Here is a 16,617-nt window from a genome sequence, read left to right as displayed (position 1 = left end):
CCGGCCGGCCTGCGCACCGCCCGCCCGGGTCCGCCCGGACGGGCGGTGCGGCGCGTTCAGGGCAGCACCGGCCCGCAGGTGAACAGCAGCGGGAGGACGGGGGCGGCGGCAGTGGTGAGGGCCGCGGCGACGCGCAGCGCGGGGTGCGGGGCGGCGGCGGGGGCGAGCAGGCGGCGGACCCGCAGCAGTGCGGCGGGGCCGCCGGCGGCGAACGCCGCCCGCGGGACCTGGCCGTCGGCCACCCGGTACATGGCGGCGGCCAGCACGGCCCGCGGGTGGCGGCGCACGGCCCGGTCGTCGGCGGCCATCTCCAGCAGCAGCGGGGTCTCCCGCGCGGCGAGGCGGGCCAGCGGGAGGAACGGGAACGCGGCGGCGAACGCGTCCCCGGCGGTGCGGGCCAGGTGGTGGCGGCCGGCGACGTGGGCGCGCTCGTGGGCGAGGACGGCGGCCAGCTGTGCGGGCGTCAGCAGGTCGAGCGCGCCGCGGGTGAGCACGATCCGGGAGCGGCGGCCGGGCAGGCAGTACGCGGCGGGCACGTGGTGGTCGAGGACGTGCGCGCCGAGCTCCGGGTCGCGGGCGGCGACCAGGTCGAGCAGGGCGCGGTGGCGCCGCCGGTGCCGGGCGGTGCGGGCCAGCGCGGCGGTGAACCGGCCGAGCGGCCAGAGTGCGGCCGCGGCGGGCAGCAGCAGCCGCCACCCGCCGCCGAGGGCCTGCCCGGCGGGGTGGTCGACGCCGCACAGGTGCATCAGGCCGGCCAGCCCGAGGTGCAGGTGGCCGCCCGGCACGGCGAGGTGGTGGAGGGCCAGCACCAGGGCGGTGAGGAAGGACAGCGCCAGTCCCTGCCAGAGCGCGACGGCCAGCCGGGGCGCGCGGTGCGTCCAGCGGGCCCGGGCCAGGGGCAGCGGGGCGAGCACGCCGACCAGCACGGCGTAGCCGAGCAGCGCGAGGGCGGCGGTCACCGTCCGCTCCCGGGTGCGCCGCCCGTCCCGCCGGGCTGGTCGCGGTCGACGGAGTCGATGGCGGCGCGCAGCGCGTCGAGTTCGGCCGGGGTGAGCTGCTCGACCAGGTGGACGAGGGCGCCGGCGGGGTTGGGGCTCTCGCCGAGGACGTCGCGCATCAGGGCGGCGCTGTACGCCTCGCGGGTGCAGGCGGGCCGGTAGCTCCAGGCCCGGCCGGACTTCTCGCGGCGCAGCATGCCCTTGCGGTACAGGATGTCGGCGACCGTCATCACGGTGGTGTAGGCGAGCGGCCGGGACCGGTTGAGGTCGTCGACGATCTCGCGGACGGTGGCGGGGCGGCCCCAGGTCCACAGGCGGTCCATGATCTCCGCCTCCAGGTCGCCGAGTCTGCGCACTGCCGTTCCGTCCCCTCGGTCCGCCGTCGTCGGGCTCATCGTAGTGGGCGGGGGCGGCTTGCCGGTCGATCTACTGAACTACTAAGTTGTCTCGTAGTTCTCGCCCGGACGGCGGGTGCCCCGACCCGAGGAGAAGAGACGCAGCGATGGGAACACACCGCCGCCCCCGACCCGCCGGACGCACCAGGACCGCCGTCCTCGGCGCGGCGGCCGGCGCAGCCGTCCTGCTGCCCACCGGATCGGCCTGGGCCGAGCCCGGCACCGCCAGCCTCGACCAGGTCAAGGCGAAGGTCGACAACCTGTACGAGGACGCCGAGGCGGCCACCGAGCAGTACAACAAGGTGAACGAGCGGGCCGGCCAACTCCAGGACCAGGCCGGCAAGTTGCAGGAACGACTGGCCGCCCAGCAGACGAAGATCCTGCAACTCCAGGACTCCCTGGGCGCGTTGGCCGCCGAGCAGTACCGCAGCGGCGGGATCGACCCCAGCATGCAGCTGATGCTCAGCAGCTCCCCCGACGAGTACCTGCAGAAGGCCGGCTTCCAGGAGCTGGCCGGCGGACAGCAGGCCGACGCCCTGCGCAGCGCCCTGCGCCTGCAGCAGTCCATCGACCAGGACCGGGCCGAAACCGCCGCCAAGCTCGACGAGCTGGAGCAGGCCCGCACCACCCTGTCGGCGAAGAAGTCCGAGGTCCAGGGCAAGCTCGCCGAGGCCGGCCAGGTCCTGGCCGGCCTCAAGGCCGCCGACCGGGCCCGCGTCCTCGGCGACAACCAGCAGGCCGCGTCCCGCAGTTCGGCCCGCGGCCAGACCTACACCGGCCCCGCCACCGGCCAGGTCAAGGCGATCCTGGACTTCGCCTACGCCCAACTCGGCAAGCCCTACAAGTGGGGCGCCGCCGGTCCCAACTCCTTCGACTGCTCCGGCCTCACCCAGATGGCCTTCCGGGCCGGCGGCGTCGGCCTCCCCCGGGTCTCCCAGGACCAGTGGAACGCCGGCAAGCGCATCGCCAAGGCCGACATCCAGCCCGGCGACCTGCTCTTCTACTACAACGACCTGCACCACGTCGGCATCTACATCGGCAACGGCAAGCTCCTGCACGCCCCCCGCACCGGCAAGAACGTCGAGATCGTCGACATGGACGTCATGCCGTACATGGGCGCCGTCCGCCCCTGACCGCCGCGCCACCGCGGACCCCGGCGGGCGACGCTCCCGGCGGGCGACGCTCCCGGCGGGCGACGCTCCCGGCGGGCGGCGCTCTCTGCGGGCGGGCTCCGAACGGCTCCCGGCAGCCGGGCTCCCCTTTCCGGCCGGGGCGCAGTAGAAAGGGGGCATGGGCAGACAGCTGGGCCTCGTGCTCTACGTGCTGGCGATGGTGGGTCTGATCGTCGGGCTGGACGTCGCGTTCTTCCGCGGCCACTTCTGGCCCCGGCTGATGCTGAACGTCGGCATCGTGCTGGTGTTCCTCGCGTGCTACCTGCGGTTCCTCAAACACTCATGAGCCGGAATCGCCCGACTCCGTGACGGGCAGGCACTCGGCGAGCAGGGCGAGCATGTCGCGCCAGGCGCGGTCGGCCTGGCGGGGGTGGTGGCCGACGCCGGGGACGACGACGGCGTCGCCGATGGGGTGGTGGAAGGCGTGCTGGGCGCCGCCGTAGACGGTCAGGCGCCAGTCGACGCCGGCGGCCTGCAGTTCGGCGGTGAACTCCTCGCGCCGGGCGACGGACATGATCGGGTCCTCGGAGCCGACGCCGGCCCAGACCGGGCAGGGGATGTTCGCGGCCTCGCCGGGGCGGCCGACGGTGACGGCGTTGAGGGTGCCGATGGCGCGCAGCGGGACTCCGGCGCGGCCGAGTTCGAGGGCGATGGCGCCACCGGTGCCGTAGCCGATGGCAGCGATCCGGTCGGGGTCGGTGCGCGGCTCGGCGCGCAGCACGTCGAGCGCGGCACGGCCGATCTCCCGCATCCGCCCGGGGTCGGCGAGCAGCGGGAGGGCACGGTCCAACATCTCCTGCGGGTCGGTGAACCAGCGGCCGCCGTTGATGTCGAACAGCAGTGCCACGTAGCCGAGTTCGGCGAGGGCGTCGGCCAGGCCGCGCTGGAAGTCGCTGATGCCGGGGCCCTCGGGGCCGATCAGGACGGCGGGCCGGCGGCCGGTGCCGGCGGGCAGCGCGAGGTGGCCGACCATGGTCAGGCCGTCGGCGGGGTAGCGGACCGTGCGAGTGGTGACCGTTGTCATGCATCCGGACTGTACGGAGCGCCGGACCCGCTCGGTACGTTCTTAGCTGCGGGCAGAGCGGGCAGAGCGGGCCGAGCAGGCCGAGCAGGCCGAGCAGGCCGAGCAGGCCGAGCGGGCCCGGGCCGGGTGGAAGGGGCAGGCGGATGCGGTTGCGGGATGTCGGGCCGGGCGACGTGGCGGCGTACGTCCGGATGCGGTGCGACCCGGCGATGATGGCCGAGTTGGGCGGGCCGCAACCGGTCGCCCGCATGGCGGAGAAGGTCCGGCTCGACGTGGAGCGGACGGCGGCGGACGACTGGTGGGTCCGGATGATCGTCCCGGACGGGGCCGGGCCGGGGGCGGTCGCGGGGACGGTGACACTGTGGCCGCACGAGCTGGACGGCGCGCCGATCTCCGAGATCGGGTGGATGGTGCTGCCGGAGTTCCAGGGGCGCGGGCTGGCCAAGCGGGCCGTCCGCGAGGTGCTCGAAGCGGCCGGCGCGGACGGGCGCTGGGGCCGGGTGCACGCCTTCCCGGGGGCTTCGAACGGGGCGTCGAACGGGATCTGCCGTGCGCTCGGGTTCGAGCTGCTCGGCGAGCGCGAGGTGGAGTTCGCGGGGCGGGTGCTGCGGACCCGCCACTGGGTGGTCGAGCCGTGATGAGCGGATCCGCTGCCTGAACGGCGGGTTGGTGGCCCGGCCCGGCCGCGGGAGACGGTCGGCCGGGACGGGCCGGTCAGCGGGGCCGCGCCGTCACCGCTCGTGGCGGGTGCGCGGCTGCGGGGTGCGGGCGGACGGGCGCACGCTGCCCCCGACCGGACCGAGCGGGCGGCGCGGTGCGGGGATGGCCGGCGGGCGGGACTTCTGGAACATGCGGGGATCCTCGTTCTCGGTCGGCGGCCCACCCGTGGGACGGGGCAGGTCGGATGCGATCAGGATGCGGCACCCGCTCGGCCGCATCCGGACGGCGCAACGGGAAGCCACCCGAACGGGCCAGAGCGGCCCGGCCGCAGGGCCGCTCGGACGGCTGTGCCAGGATCGGGCAGCAGGCCGTGCCGGCAGGGACGCCGGTGGCCGGATCGGAGAGGGACCCGTGGGAACCGTCGTCGCCCCCAAGCCGCTGCTGCTCCAGGACGGCCGGCCGGCCGCCGCCGGCTGGTCGCTGGACCCGTCGCTGCGGCATCTCAACCACGGCTCGTTCGGGGCGGTTCCGCTGGCCGCGCAGCGCGCCCAGCAGGACCTGCGGGAGGAGATGGAGCGCGCCCCGGTGGTGTGGTTCCCCGCGCTCCCCCGCCGGGTCGCCCGGGCGCGCGCCGCGATCGCCGAATTCCTGCGCGTCCCGGTCGAGTTCACCGCGCTGGTGCCGAACGCCAGTGCGGGCGCGAGCGCCGTATACAACAGCCTGCCGCACCTGCCCGGCGGGGAGGTGCTGGTCACCGACCACGGGTACGGGGCGGTCACCATGGGCGCGGCCCGGCTGGCCCGGCGCTGGGGCGGTTCGGTCCGCACCGTGCACGTGCCGCTGGCGGCGGGCCCCGAGGAGACCGCCGCGGCCGTGCTGGAGGGGCTCGGCGACCGGACGGCGCTGATCGTGCTGGACCAGATCACCTCCGCCACCGCGCGCCGCCTCCCGATCGACCTGATCGGCCCGGCGGCCCGTGAGCGCGGCGTCCCGCTGCTGGTGGACGCCGCGCACGTCCCCGGCCTGACCGAGGACCCGCGGGCCGGCATGGACTGCGACGCCTGGGTCGGCAACCTGCACAAGTTCGGCTGCGCGCCGCGCGGCACCGCGGCGCTCGTCGCCCGGGGCGAACTCCGGCACGCCCTCTACCCGTTGATCGACTCCTGGGGCGCGGAGGAGCCGTTCCCGGAGCGCTTCGACACCCAGGGCACGGTGGACGCGACCAGCTACCTGGCCGCGCCGACCGCGCTCGACTTCGTCGGGCGGCAGTGGGGTTGGCCGCAGGCCCGCCAGTACATGAGGGAACTCGCCGACTACGCCCAGGAGTTGATCGGCGAGGCGTTCACCGCGGCCACCGGCGAACCGGCCGCGGCCGAGGTCGGCATGCCGGTCGACGCGCTGCGCCTGGTCAAGCTGCCGACCGGCCTGGGGCGCACCCGGCTGGAGGCGGACGCCCTGCGGGACCGGATGGCGACGGAGTTCGGCGTCGAGACGGCGTTCACCAGCTTCGGCGGAACGGGCTACTTCCGACTGTCCACGCATGTGTACAACACGGCCGCGGACTACGAGTACTTCGCCGAGAACTGCGTTCCGATGCTGTGCGACTGGGCCGCGAAGGCCCGTCAGGAGGCTTAGCCCGATGGGGAGTCACCGCAGAGTGGCACCGGATGAGCGGCGGGTGCAGCTGGACCTGCCGGTGGACCTGGCCGAGTGGCTGCAGAACTTCGCGGAACTCTCCCACCGGACGGCGACGGACGTGGTGCGCACCCTGCTGGAGGCGGAGCGCCGGCGGGTGACGGCGAACTGGGAGCGCCCGCAGTGATCCCCGTCTCCACCGGCCTTGACTAGGCCGGGAGTTCGTAGTCGACGTGGATGTGGTGGGTGCCGTCCTCGTCGATGGTGATGCCGCCGGCGCCGGTGATGCCGGCCAGCGCCGCGGTGCCGCTGCCGGGGACGATCACGAAGTAGTCGCCCTCCCGGCCGACGCCCAGCGTGGTGGCGGAGTGCGCGAAGTTGAACGTCCCCTCGGCGTCGTGCAGTCGGCCTTCGAAGGACTCCATGGCGAGGTACGTCCCGACGCCCGCCGCGTGGTCGAACGCGGCGGTGAACAGGGTGGTGGACCGCCCTGCGATCTCGCCCTGGAACTCCTTGCGCATGGTGGCGACACCGACGCCCACGGCCGTCTTGATGTCGCCCTCCGGAACGGGCACGGGGGTGTACTCGGGGACGGTGAAGGTACCTGATGCTCGCATAGGCGCGATGCTAGCGGCCGCCACCGACAACTGCCAGGCTCTCAGGGCGCGGTGGCCGCCCACTGCGGGTACGCGGCCGGCCCGGTGCGGCGTCGGCGGGCGGCGATCACGCCGAGGATCGCGGAGACCACCACGAGCAGCACGCCCAGTACCCCCGTCGCGCCGACGGCCACCAGCGCCCGGACGGTGCTGGGCACGTCGCGCGCCTCGACCGTGTCGAGCGGGACGGCGCCCCACGCCCGGGAGTCGAGCGAGTTCGCCCGGTGGTCCCCCATCACGAACATCTGCCCGTCCGGGACGGTGGTGTCGAAGCAGCGGAAGCCGTTGACCTCCCCGCCCTCCAGGTACGGCTCGGCGAGCGGTGCGCCGTTCAACTGGACCGGCCGGCCGCCGCACTGGGAGACCCGGTCGCCGCCGAGGGCGATCACCCGCTTCAGGTGGCTGCTGACCGGCTCGCCCGGTGCGGGGGACGAGCGGAACACCACGACATCGCCGCGCCGGACCTTCCCCGGCTCGACGGCGGTCAGCACGAGGGCCTGGCCGGGCCGGTAGGTGGGCTCCATGTCGCCGCTCCGGATCGCGACCGACTGCGGGCCGAGCACCATCGCGTACCCGAACGCGCCGACCACCAGCAGCACGCCGACGATCCCCAGGATCAGTGCCGCCCTGCCGAGCCTGCCCCATCGCCGCACGTCCGCACCCGCCCCCGCCTCGAACGCCCGCACGGTCCGCGCGGGCGCTCGGGAGTGTAGCGGGCAGACCGGACCGCCGGCCCGGCCGCCCGTGGCCGACATCGCCGACCGGGTCCGCCTCCGCCCGGCCGGGCATCCCCACCCCGTTGACCAGCCGGGAACCGGCCAGCAGGAGTTCGGTGTCCTCGTCGACGGCGGCGGGCATTCGGCGGATCGCTCCGGCCGTCCGCTCGGCGGCCCAATTGTCCAGCTCCGAGCGGCGCTTCTCGACGTCGCGGTCGAGCAGGCGGTGGCTGTGCGGGGGCAGCGCGGCCGACCAGCGCGGTTCCACGGGCAGGTCCGCCCGGGTCCACACGCCGAGTGCGGTCCCGACGCCGCGCAGGCCGGCGAGCAGGGCGACCAGTTCCCGTCCGGCCTCGGCGGCCCGGTCGGGACGGACGCCCAGCGCCGAGGCGAGTTCGTCGGCGGTCGGGCCGGCGGCCCCCGCAGTGAGGAAGGCCGGCGGGACCCAGGCCGACGGGGCGCTGAACACCGTGTTCCGCCCGGGTGTCACGGCTGCCCGGGCCCAACGGGTGGTCAGGTCGTTGACGGCGCGGACGGTGCGGGACGGGATCGGCACGGGCGCGGCTCCTCGGGCGACGACGGAGCCCGGAGCATAGGCGGGCGCGCCCTCCCGTTGCGACCGGTTATCCGGCGGCGGTCTCCGCCTCCAGCCAGGCCAGGTAGCCGGGCGCCCCGGCGACGATCGGCACGGCGATCGCCTCCGGGGTGTCGTATGTGTGCAACTCGCCGATCCGGTCGATGAGTTGCGTCGCGAGCGGGGCGGTGGTCTTGAGGTCGATCCGCCACTCGGCGGCGTCCTGGACCTCGCCGTCCCACCAGTACACGGAGTGGACGGGACGGACCTGGGCGCAGGCGGCGAGGCGTTCGCGGACCAGGGCGACGGCGAGGGCGCGGGCGGCGTCCTCGCCGTCGTGGGTGGTGGTGACCACCAGGTGCTGGGGCTCGGTCATGGACCGAGCCTACGGGGGCCGGGAGGGAGGCACTGGGTTGCTTCGGGCTGCTGCCGCCGGTGTCCGACGGTGGTGCGCCATGGCGGCTCGGGCACCCCGCGCACGGGCCGCCATGGCGCTCGACGGTGGCGGCCGCACCCCCGGTTTTCCCCTCCCGGGTGTGGGGCCGTCCCGCCGCTTCGGGTGGCTGTCGTCGCTGACCGCCCTCGTGGGGGTGGAGCGGTCAGCGACGGGACCAGAGGGCCGGGACGTTCGGGGGCTCCCAGCCGGCGAAGGCGGTGTGCGCCTGGATGCACACGTACGTGACGCCGTTGTAGGTGACCTGGTCGCCGACCTTGTAGCTGGTGCCGGCCTGCCAGGTGGTGGTGCCGCCGGGCGAGGAGCTCGCGCTCGGGCTCGGTGAGTTGCCGGTCGGGCTGGTGCTCGGCTTGGGCGTCCCGTTGACGTTGAGCACGAAGTCGAAGCTGGCCTGGCTGCCGTTGCCGACCTGGCGGACCGTCATCACCAGCGCCGGGTCGAAGATGCTGTCGGTGGCGTTGCGCGGCTCGTTCGGGAAGTACAGCTGCGTGGTCAGGATCGACTGCCCGGGGGCCTGCACCTTGACGTGGATGTGCCGGGTGCGGCCGGGGTAGAGGCCCGGGATGATCGTGCCCAGCGAGTACGCCCCGTTGGCGTCGCTGAACTGGTGGCCGCGGAAGGTGTACCCGGAGTTGTCGTAGTTGCCGTTGACGTCGGCCTGCCAGAAGTCCAGCAGCGCACCGGCGATGGGGACGCAGTTGCGGCCGAACACGTAGCCGCTGACGGTCAGCGGGGTGCCTTGGGTGCCCGGGGTGACCAGGTTGGTGCGCAGCGGGGAGCCCGGCTTGAAGTAGGGGCCCTCGATCTGCGCGCCGGTGGGCGCGTCGCCGTCGTGGCAATCGGGGGTGAGCGGGGCCGTGTTGCCGCCGGCGGCGGCGGTGTCACGGGCCAGGGCGGTGCCACCGCCGATCAGCACCGGCACGGCGCCGGCCAGTGCGGCGGCCTTCAGCAGACTCTTGCGGCTGATCTGCCGGTCGCCCAGGGGGTTGTGGGGGGTGGACATGGCTCTCCGTTCGGCTGCTTCTTCGGACGACGCCGCCCGCCCGGATTCCCATGGCTGGGACATGACACCTGGAGAGGTCGGGTGTCCCCGCGCGGCGGCGCTGTGGGGTGCCTCAGACGCTAGGCCCTGCCGGGCGGGCCGTCGATGGACGGGTGCCGCCGGACGTGGTGCATTCCTCAGCCGAGCTTTTACCCGCCGTTGACGCTGCCATGGGCCGCCGTCCACTCCGCCCGTCAGCCGGCGTGCTCGCGGAACTCCCCCGGCGTGCGGCCGACTTCGCGCCGGAAGAACCGACAGAAGTAGGCCGGGTCGGAGAAGCCCGCCGCCACCGCGACCTGGCGGATCGTCATGTCCGTGGTGGCGAGCAGGCGTTTGGCCTCCAGGGTCTGCTGCTCGCGGATCAGCCGGGCCGGGGTGCGGCCGGTGGCGTCCTTCACCACCTCGTGCAAGTACCCGGCGGAGACGCCGAGTTCGCGGGCCAGCGCGAGCACCGAGCGGTCGGTGCGGTCGGCCTCGGCGATCAGCCGGGCGAACCGGTCCGCCAGCGGGTGCACGGGCGCCCGCGGCGCGACCGCCCCGTCCGCGCCCTCCCGCTGCCGGGCCACCCGCAGCGCCCGCACCAGCAGCACGTGCAGCAGCGCCTGCAGCACGCCCAGCCGGCCGTCCAGGCCGGCCCGGTACTCGGCGGTCAACTCCGCGATCAGCCGGGAGAGTTCACCGTGCCCCTGACGCGTCGGCCGGGGCGCGGTGGCGCCGCCCAGCGCGCGCAGCAGGGCCAGGTCCTCCGGGTGGCGGTGCAGGAAGTCCTCGTTGAACAGCAGCACCCAGCCGTCGAGTTGGCGCGCCTCCACCCAGTGGTGCACCTGTCCGGGCAGCACCACGTACAGCACCGGCGGCTCGATCCGGTACTCCGCGAGATCGACGACGTGCGTCCCACTCCCCTTGGTCACGTACACCAGCTCGTAGAACGAGTGCCGATGCGGGAAGTCGGCCCGGGAGAGCGGCCCGATGGAGTCGAAGCTGCCGGCGGCGAACGGCACCAACCCGGGATCCGGGACGTCCAGGTCGTGCAGTTCCAGGCCGGCGGGCGGTCGGAGCGTCATCGCGCCAGTGTGCGCGGACACCCCTCGAACCGTCCAGTGGTCCAGACCAGGGAGGGTGGTGGTGGCACCCCGACCCCGGTAGGGAAAAGTCGACCATCAGGTCTCGACCTGGCCCCGCTGACGTCGGCCGGTCCGCCGACTGGAATGGACGGGTGTTCACCTCCCTCCGTCAACTCGCGCTCCGTCACCGCTGGTTGTGGCCAGCCGGCTGGCTGCTCTGCGCAGTCTGGGCAGGCGTCTTCCCGCTGGTGTCCCCGCTCGGGCCGCACCGCGACTGGGGCGTCGCCGCCGCGGCCGGCTACCTGCTGGCCGCCGTCGCCGCCGCGCCCTGGTGGCGCCGCGACACTCGCATGCTCTCCGCCGCCCTGGCCCTGGTCACCGCCGGCCTGCTCCCGCTGGCCCTGGCCCTGCGGACGGGCGCGGGCCAGAGCGAGGTCACGGTGATCGGCCGCGCCGGCACGGAACTGCTCACCCACGGCTCCCCCTACCTCGACTCCCCCGCCTCGGTCCTCGACCTGACCCCCTACCTCCCCGCCATGGCCGCCTTCGGCCTCCCCCACGCCCTGCTCGGCCCGAACACCCCTCTCGGCGACCCACGCCTGTGGTGCGCGGCGGCCTTCCTGGCAACGACGGGCGCCACCTGGCACCTGCTGCGCCGGGGCGGGGCCCGCCAAATCCCCTCCGCGCTCCACGCCCGACCCCCGCTTGCCCGCCCGTCGCTGCCGCAGGCCACGCGGGCAACAGCCGGACCCGCGCCGCTGCGCCGCACTCGACTCCCCTCCACCCGAACCCCGCTGCCCCCCACGGCCGCCGCACCGGAGGCCTCGCCGACGGCGGCGTCACCGCAAGCCACAAGAACGACCCTCAGACCCACCCGCCCGCACCTCGCCCGACCCGCACTCGCCCCCGACACGGCAACACCGCCGGCCTCACCCGACAACCACCACCACACTCGACTCCCCTCCACCCGAACCCCGCTGCCCCCCACGGCCGCCGCACCGGAGGCCTCGCCGACGGCGGCGTCACCGCAAGCCACAGGAACGACCCTCAGACCCACCCGCCCGCACCTCGCCCGACCCGCACTCGCCCCCGACACGGCAACACCGCCGGCCTCACCCGACAACCATCGCCGCACTCGCCGCACTCGCCGACCGGGCCCGCGGCGCCCGCGCACCTCCCTCCGCGATCGACTCCCCTCCATGCGAACGCGAACGCCGTTGTCCCCCGGGGCCGTCGCGCTGGTGGCCTCGCCGGTGGTGGCGCTTCCGCTCGCGGTGAGCGGGGTCGATCTGCCGATGACCGGGCTGCTCTGCCTGGCGCTCGCCCTCGCGGCGCAGCGGCGGGCGGGTGGGGCCGGGCTGGCGCTGGCGGCGGCGTGCGCGTTGAAGTGGACGGCCTGGCCGGCCGTTCCGGTGGCGGTGGCGCTGCTGGCCGCGGTGGCGGGGCGGCGGGCGGCGTGGCGTTGCGCTGGGGTCACCGTGACGGGGGCGACCGCGCTGATGGCTCCGTGGCTGGTGCTCGCACCCGGGCCGATGGTGCGTCAGGTGTTCGCGTTCCCGCTCGGTCTCGGCGAGTGGCGGACGCCCGCCGCGAGCCCGCTGCCGGGTCGACTGCTCGCCCACCTCGGCACCGGTGGCTGGTGGTCGGCGCTCGCCCTGCTGCTGCTCGGCGGCGGCGCGGTGGCGGTGTCCCTGGTCCGCCGCCCGCCGACGGACGCGGTCGCGGCGGCCGACCGCCTGGCGGTCGGGCTGGCCCTGGCGTTCCTGCTCGCACCGGCCGGACGCTACGGCTACCTGGCGCTGCCGCTCTTCCTCGCCGTCTTCACCCGTCTCGCCTCGCCCCGGACGCCGAGTCCCCGCCGCCCAGCGGCTGCGGCAGCCGCCGCGGCCGCCTCGGCCGCCCTGCCGTCCGCAACCCGTCGACCCCGCGCGTCCGCCGCAGCGCCGGCCGACCCTCCGGTCCTCGTCTCCGCGCCTTGAGCCGCAGCCAGGACCTCTGCGCCATCGACCCCCCGTCGTCCCCGATCCCCTGCGAGGCACCCGTGTCCACCACGCTGATCGTCACCAACGACTTCCCGCCCCGGCAGGGCGGCATCGAGACCTTCGTCCACGAGATGGCCGTCCGGGTCCCCGGGAACGACGTGGTCGTCTACACCTCCGCCGAGCCCGGCGCGGAGGCCTACGACGCGACGCTCCCGTTCCCGGTGGTCCGTGACCGGTCGCGGATGCTGCTGCCGACGGGGCGGGTGACTCGACGGGCGGTCGAGCTGGCCCGGGCGCACGGGTGCGACCGGGTGTGGTTCGGGGCGGCGGCGCCGCTCGCCGCGATGGCCCCGGCGTTGCGACGCGGCGGCGTGCAGCGGCTGGTGGCCACCACGCACGGGCACGAGATCTGGTGGGCCCGGACGCCGGGGGCCCGCAGCCTGCTGCGCCGGATCGGCACCCACTGCGACGTCGTCACGTACCTCGGCGAGTACACCCGCCGGCGGATCGCCCCCGCACTGGGCCCGGACGCGAGCCTGTCGCGGCTGGTGCCGGGGGTCGACCCGGCGCTCTTCCGCCCCTCGCCCGCCGCCCGTCGCGCCGTCCGCGCGCAGTTCGGCCTCGGGGACGCGCCCGTGGTGCTGTGCGTGGCCCGACTGGTGCCGCGCAAGGGCCAGGACGCGCTGATCCGCGCGCTGCCCGCGATCCGCCGGCGGGTTCCGGGCGCCACCCTGCTGCTGGTCGGCCAAGGCCCGGACGAGACCCGGCTGCGACGTCTGGCGGAGAGTCACGCGCCCGGCGCCGTCGTCTTCGCCGGCGGCCACCGGCACGCCGACACCGCCCCGTTCTACGCGGCGGCGGACGTCTTCGCGATGCCGTGCCGGACCCGCCGCGCGGGCCTGGAGGCGGAGGGCCTCGGCATCGTCTTCCTGGAGGCCTCGGCCACCGAACTCCCGGTCGTCGCGGGCGACTCTGGCGGCGCCCCGGACGCCGTCCTGCCCGGCCGCACCGGCGCCGTGGTGGCCGGCCGCGACCTCCCCGCGCTCGCCGACGCCGTCGCACGCTTCCTCGAAGACCCGTCCCGTGCAGGCGGGTTCGGCCGCACGTGGGTCCAGCAGCAGTGGTCGTGGGACGCCACCGCAGACCGGCTGAACGCCCTCCTCGCAGGGGAGGCGCAGCCGGTGCGGGCCTGACCTCCGCCGATCGAAATCGTCGGGACGAATTGGCCGAAAGCGTCGACCGGACTGGACAACCGCCCCGGGAAGCACGAACGGCCGTGCCGGGCGGAACCGGTACGGCCGTTCCTGACGAGACGCCAGTTCGCCGATCAGCGGGCGAAGAAGCTGTTCATGGTGCCGAAGTCGAGCGAGTCGCCCAGCTCCTCGTAGGTGCCCTTGGTCAGCGCCTCGACGGCCGCGCGCCGGGCGACCGTGTACGCCGACTGCGCGACGGCGGTGCCGAGGCTGACCCGGCGCACACCCGCCGCCTCGAACTCGGCGACGGACGGGGCGCCCGGCCAGGCCATCACGTTGACCGGCAGGTCGGTCGCCTTCACCAGAACCGCCAGGGCGTCCAGGTCGACCAGGCCGGGCACGAAGAGGCTGTCCGCACCGGCCTCCGCGTAGACGGCGGCGCGGGCGATCACCTCGTCCAGCCGGCCCTCGGGCTCGCCGATGCCGAACAGGAACACGTCGGTGCGCACGTTGACCACCAGCTCGGGCAGCCCGGCCGCCTCGGCCGCGGCGCGGGCCGCGCGCAGGCGCGCCGCCTGCTCCTGCACGTCGAACAGCGGCCCGCCGGGCGCGACCGAGTCCTCGAGGTTCACGCCCACCGCGCCGGCCTCGACCGCGGCCTCGACGGTCTTGGCGACGTCCTCCGGGGTCGGGCCGTAGCCGCCCTCGACGTCGGCCGTCACCGGGAGGTCCACCGCGGCGGCGATCCGCCGGACCTGCTCGATCATCTCCTCCCGGGTCAGACCGTGTCCGTCCGTCCGACCTCGCGACCAGGCCACGCCGCCGCTCGTCGTGGCAATGGCCTTCGCCCCGGCCGCCGCGATCACGGCCGCACTGCCCGCGTCCCATGCGTTGGGCAGGACCAGGACCCCTTCCGAGTGCAGCGCCCGCAACGACTCCGCCTTGGCCTGCTGCGCCTTCTCCACCACGCGAATCTCTCCTCAGTGCAACTGCTCTGACGCGGCGTCACATGATCGACCGCGTAGGAGAGTCATAGCAGCGCGGCCCGCCGCGGGCCCGTCTTCCGGCCAGATTCGGTCATGACCTCGTCGGCTGCGGGCCGGCGCCGTCCGGCGCTTCCGCGGTGCTGTTGCGATAGGCGAGGACCGCCAGGACCCGGCGGTTGCCCTCGGTGGGGTCGAGGTCGAGCTTCATGAAGATGTTGCCCGCGTGCTTGACCACCGACGCCTCGGTGACGGTGAGGCGGTGGGCGATGGTCTGGTTGTTGAAGCCCTCGGCCATCAGGGCGAGCACTTCGTGCTCCCGGGGCGTGAGGCGGCGCAGCGGGTCGTCGGCAGTGCGGTGGGCGAGCAGGATGCGGACCACCTCGGGGTCGATGACGGTCCGGCCGGAGGCGACGCGTTCGAGGGCGTCGGTGAAGTCGGCGACGTCCATCACCCGGTCCTTGAGCAGGTAGCCGAGGCCGCCCCGGTCGGCGGTGGCCGCTCCGAGCAGGCGCGTCGCGTAGGCGGTGGCGACGTACTGGGAGAGCACCAGGACGGGCAGGCCGGGGTGCTGTTCGCGCAGGTACAGCGCGGCACGCAGGCCCTCGTCGCGGTGCTCGGGGGGCATCCGGACGTCGGTGACGACCACGTCGGGGCGGTCCTCGTCGACGGCCCGGATCAGCTGTTCGGCGTCGCCGACGGAGGCGGTGACGCGGTGGCCGAGCCGGGTGAGCAGTTCGGCGAGGCCGGCCCGGAGCAGCACGGCGTCCTCGGCGATCACGATCCGGAGCACGGCACCTCCAGGTGCAGGCGGGTCGGCCCACCGGCGGGGCTGGTCACGGTCAGACGTCCTTTCAGGATCGCCACCCGGTCGGCCAGGCCCTGCAGGCCGGCGCCGGTGGCGGGGTCGGCGCCGCCGCGCCCGTTGTCGGTGACGGACAGCACCAGCGTGTCGCCGTCCAGCGCGCCGCGGACGGCGATCTCGTCGGCGCCGCTGTGCTTGGCGGCGTTGGTGAGGGCCTCGGTGACGGTGAAGTACGCGGCGCTCTCCACCGGCCCGGGCAGCCGTCGCGGCAGCTCCAGGTCGACCAGTACCGGCACCGGGTGACGGAGCGCCAACTCGGCGACCGCGGCGGGCAGTCCGTGGTCGGTGAGGACCTGCGGGTGGATGCCGCGCACCAGGGCGCGGAGCTGGTCGAGGGCGAGCCGCGCCTCGCCGCGGGCCCGGGTGACGAGTGCGGCGGCCGGGCCGTCCTGGCCGCGCAGTTCGAGTTCGGCCAGGCCCAGCGTCATGCCGAGGGCGACGAGCTGCTGCTGCGCGCCGTCGTGCAGGTCGCGTTCGATGCGGCGCCGTTCGGCCTCGAAGGCGTCCGCCAACCGGGCCCGGGAGCGGGTGAGTTCGACCACCTGCGCACCGAGGTCCTGTTCCCGTACGGTGAGCAGCAGCCGCGCCAGCCGGACCTGCGCGCCGGCCAGCAGCGCGCCGCTGTACGCCGCGACCACCAGGCCGAGCAGGCCGACGGCGCTCGCGGCGAGCCCGTCCGCCGGCCCCGAGACCGCCTGTCCGGGCACCAGCATCACGGTGTCCGGGCTCACCGCCCAGATGAACACCGGCGCCGCCACCAGCATCAGGCAGAAGCCGATGCCCGCCGCGAACACCAGGCCGACCGCGCTGAACAGGGTCGACAGCACGGCGGCGTACCCGAGTTCGCGCCAGGTCGCCCGCTCGCGCAGCCGGGTGCGGAGCCAGCGCCGGGCCGCCGTCCGGTGCGGATCGGCGAGTCGGACCGGCTCGACCAGGCGCAGCCGGTGGCGTTCCAGCGCCCCGACCGGCACCCCGAGCACGGCCGTCCCGGCCAGCACCACCAGCCCGACGCCGACCGCCGACAGCGCGACGCCCAGCGCCAGCCCGACGGCCAGCGCCAACAGGACCAGGACGCCCTGCACCGCCCCGCTCAGCAGCAGGGCCCAGGCCCGCCACGGCCAGCCGGACACCAGGAACCGCAGGGGCCGCCGCCGCACCGCCGCCCACACCGCGACGTCCATCCGCGCGCCTCCCCGTTGCCGAT

18 protein-coding genes and 1 pseudogene are annotated in these 16,617 nt (G+C 75.1%); 7 read left to right on the top strand and 12 right to left on the bottom strand.

Annotated elements, in window-relative coordinates; all coding sequences use genetic code 11:
* Positions 1-56: 56 nt before the first annotated feature.
* Both CG736_RS20815 and CG736_RS20810 read right to left on the bottom strand, forming a co-directional pair.
* Positions 57-959, bottom strand: a complete 903-nt coding sequence (locus CG736_RS20815) for a M56 family metallopeptidase (protein ID WP_100587709.1) — start codon at positions 957-959, stop codon at positions 57-59.
* Positions 956-1,354: a BlaI/MecI/CopY family transcriptional regulator gene (locus tag CG736_RS20810; protein WP_043910860.1), complete on the bottom strand. Its 399-nt coding sequence runs from the start codon at positions 1,352-1,354 to the stop codon at positions 956-958. The genes CG736_RS20815 and CG736_RS20810 overlap by 4 nt, the downstream gene beginning before the upstream one ends.
* A gap of 146 nt (positions 1,355-1,500) precedes the next feature.
* Between CG736_RS20810 and CG736_RS20805 the strand changes: the two genes are divergently transcribed.
* Positions 1,501-2,526: a C40 family peptidase gene (locus CG736_RS20805; protein WP_100587708.1), complete on the top strand. Its 1,026-nt coding sequence runs from the start codon at positions 1,501-1,503 to the stop codon at positions 2,524-2,526.
* A 157-nt stretch (positions 2,527-2,683) separates the two neighbouring features.
* Positions 2,684-2,851, top strand: coding sequence for a hypothetical protein (locus tag CG736_RS37140; RefSeq protein WP_189274525.1), 168 nt, complete (start codon positions 2,684-2,686; stop codon positions 2,849-2,851).
* Here the strand turns inward: CG736_RS37140 and CG736_RS20800 are convergent.
* Positions 2,846-3,589 carry a dienelactone hydrolase family protein gene (locus CG736_RS20800; RefSeq protein WP_100587707.1) on the bottom strand — a complete coding sequence of 248 codons (744 nt, stop codon included), beginning with the start codon at positions 3,587-3,589 and terminating at the stop codon, positions 2,846-2,848. The genes CG736_RS37140 and CG736_RS20800 overlap by 6 nt on opposite strands.
* 143 nt (positions 3,590-3,732) lie before the next feature.
* Between CG736_RS20800 and CG736_RS20795 the strand changes: the two genes are divergently transcribed.
* The 3 genes from CG736_RS20795 (at position 3,733) to CG736_RS36375 (ending at position 6,071) form a co-directional block, all read left to right on the top strand.
* A complete protein-coding gene (locus CG736_RS20795; protein WP_100587706.1) occupies positions 3,733-4,227 on the top strand; it encodes a GNAT family N-acetyltransferase in 495 nt (164 codons plus the stop codon).
* Between the two features lie 433 nt (positions 4,228-4,660).
* On the top strand, positions 4,661-5,884 hold the full coding sequence (locus CG736_RS20790; protein ID WP_232734093.1) for an aminotransferase class V-fold PLP-dependent enzyme: 1,224 nt from the start codon (positions 4,661-4,663) through the stop codon (positions 5,882-5,884).
* Positions 5,885-5,906: 22 nt separating this feature from the next.
* Complete coding sequence (locus CG736_RS36375) at positions 5,907-6,071, top strand: hypothetical protein (protein ID WP_157815671.1); 165 nt, start codon at positions 5,907-5,909, stop codon at positions 6,069-6,071.
* A gap of 22 nt (positions 6,072-6,093) precedes the next feature.
* Here CG736_RS36375 and CG736_RS20785 read toward each other — a convergent pair whose 3' ends face one another.
* The 6 genes and pseudogenes from CG736_RS20785 to CG736_RS20760 all read right to left on the bottom strand — a co-directional run bounded on the left by CG736_RS20785 (position 6,094) and on the right by CG736_RS20760 (position 10,390).
* Complete coding sequence (locus CG736_RS20785) at positions 6,094-6,501, bottom strand: DUF3224 domain-containing protein (protein ID WP_100587704.1); 408 nt, start codon at positions 6,499-6,501, stop codon at positions 6,094-6,096.
* A 41-nt stretch (positions 6,502-6,542) separates the two neighbouring features.
* Positions 6,543-7,193, bottom strand: coding sequence for a signal peptidase I (lepB, locus tag CG736_RS20780; RefSeq protein WP_157815670.1), 651 nt, complete (start codon positions 7,191-7,193; stop codon positions 6,543-6,545).
* Between the two features lie 172 nt (positions 7,194-7,365).
* A pseudogene (locus tag CG736_RS36370) lies at positions 7,366-7,746 on the bottom strand (serpin family protein); the annotation flags it as partial.
* Positions 7,747-7,879: 133 nt separating this feature from the next.
* Positions 7,880-8,206 carry a divalent-cation tolerance protein CutA gene (cutA, locus tag CG736_RS20770; protein ID WP_100587701.1) on the bottom strand — a complete coding sequence of 109 codons (327 nt, stop codon included), beginning with the start codon at positions 8,204-8,206 and terminating at the stop codon, positions 7,880-7,882.
* Between the two features lie 223 nt (positions 8,207-8,429).
* On the bottom strand, positions 8,430-9,287 hold the full coding sequence (locus CG736_RS20765) for a carbohydrate-binding protein (protein WP_100587700.1): 858 nt from the start codon (positions 9,285-9,287) through the stop codon (positions 8,430-8,432).
* A gap of 233 nt (positions 9,288-9,520) precedes the next feature.
* Positions 9,521-10,390 (bottom strand): helix-turn-helix domain-containing protein, encoded by an 870-nt coding sequence (locus CG736_RS20760; RefSeq protein WP_198520564.1) that lies wholly within the window; start codon positions 10,388-10,390, stop codon positions 9,521-9,523.
* Positions 10,391-10,542: 152 nt separating this feature from the next.
* On the opposite strand from CG736_RS20760, the gene CG736_RS38655 reads away from it, so the two are divergent.
* Both CG736_RS38655 and CG736_RS20745 read left to right on the top strand, forming a co-directional pair.
* Positions 10,543-12,369 (top strand): glycosyltransferase 87 family protein, encoded by a 1,827-nt coding sequence (locus CG736_RS38655; protein ID WP_304528214.1) that lies wholly within the window; start codon positions 10,543-10,545, stop codon positions 12,367-12,369.
* Positions 12,370-12,431: 62 nt separating this feature from the next.
* The gene (locus CG736_RS20745; RefSeq protein WP_100587697.1) at positions 12,432-13,565 is read left to right on the top strand and encodes a glycosyltransferase family 4 protein; all 1,134 of its coding nucleotides are present in this window, start codon (positions 12,432-12,434) and stop codon (positions 13,563-13,565) included.
* A 134-nt stretch (positions 13,566-13,699) separates the two neighbouring features.
* Here CG736_RS20745 and CG736_RS20740 read toward each other — a convergent pair whose 3' ends face one another.
* From CG736_RS20740 to CG736_RS20730, 3 genes are all read right to left on the bottom strand, one after another.
* A complete protein-coding gene (locus CG736_RS20740; protein ID WP_369880228.1) occupies positions 13,700-14,533 on the bottom strand; it encodes an isocitrate lyase/phosphoenolpyruvate mutase family protein in 834 nt (277 codons plus the stop codon).
* Between the two features lie 109 nt (positions 14,534-14,642).
* A complete protein-coding gene (locus tag CG736_RS20735; protein WP_100587696.1) occupies positions 14,643-15,341 on the bottom strand; it encodes a response regulator transcription factor in 699 nt (232 codons plus the stop codon).
* Entirely contained in the window at positions 15,326-16,594 is a 1,269-nt protein-coding gene (locus CG736_RS20730) for a sensor domain-containing protein (RefSeq protein ID WP_100587695.1), read from the bottom strand. Before CG736_RS20730 ends, CG736_RS20735 begins: the two co-directional genes overlap by 16 nt.
* Between the last annotated feature and the right edge of the window lie 23 nt (positions 16,595-16,617).

The sequence above is a fragment of the Kitasatospora sp. CB02891 genome, assembly GCF_002803145.1.
In the GTDB taxonomy this organism is placed as follows: Bacteria; Actinomycetota; Actinomycetes; order Streptomycetales; family Streptomycetaceae; genus Kitasatospora; species Kitasatospora griseola.
The sequence above is the reverse complement of the archived record's forward strand: the minus strand, read 5'-3'. Positions and strand labels throughout refer to the sequence as shown.

Coding starts and splice junctions, on each gene's coding strand:
- CG736_RS20805 (WP_100587708.1), top strand. CDS start 1,501: ATGGGAACACACCGCCGCCCCCGACCCGCCGGACGCACCAGGACCGCC.
- CG736_RS37140 (WP_189274525.1), top strand. CDS start 2,684: ATGGGCAGACAGCTGGGCCTCGTGCTCTACGTGCTGGCGATGGTGGGT.
- CG736_RS20800 (WP_100587707.1), bottom strand. CDS start 3,589: ATGACAACGGTCACCACTCGCACGGTCCGCTACCCCGCCGACGGCCTG.
- CG736_RS20795 (WP_100587706.1), top strand. CDS start 3,733: ATGCGGTTGCGGGATGTCGGGCCGGGCGACGTGGCGGCGTACGTCCGG.
- CG736_RS20785 (WP_100587704.1), bottom strand. CDS start 6,501: ATGCGAGCATCAGGTACCTTCACCGTCCCCGAGTACACCCCCGTGCCC.
- cutA (WP_100587701.1), bottom strand. CDS start 8,206: ATGACCGAGCCCCAGCACCTGGTGGTCACCACCACCCACGACGGCGAG.
- CG736_RS20765 (WP_100587700.1), bottom strand. CDS start 9,287: ATGTCCACCCCCCACAACCCCCTGGGCGACCGGCAGATCAGCCGCAAG.
- CG736_RS20760 (WP_198520564.1), bottom strand. CDS start 10,390: ATGACGCTCCGACCGCCCGCCGGCCTGGAACTGCACGACCTGGACGTC.
- CG736_RS20730 (WP_100587695.1), bottom strand. CDS start 16,594: ATGGACGTCGCGGTGTGGGCGGCGGTGCGGCGGCGGCCCCTGCGGTTC.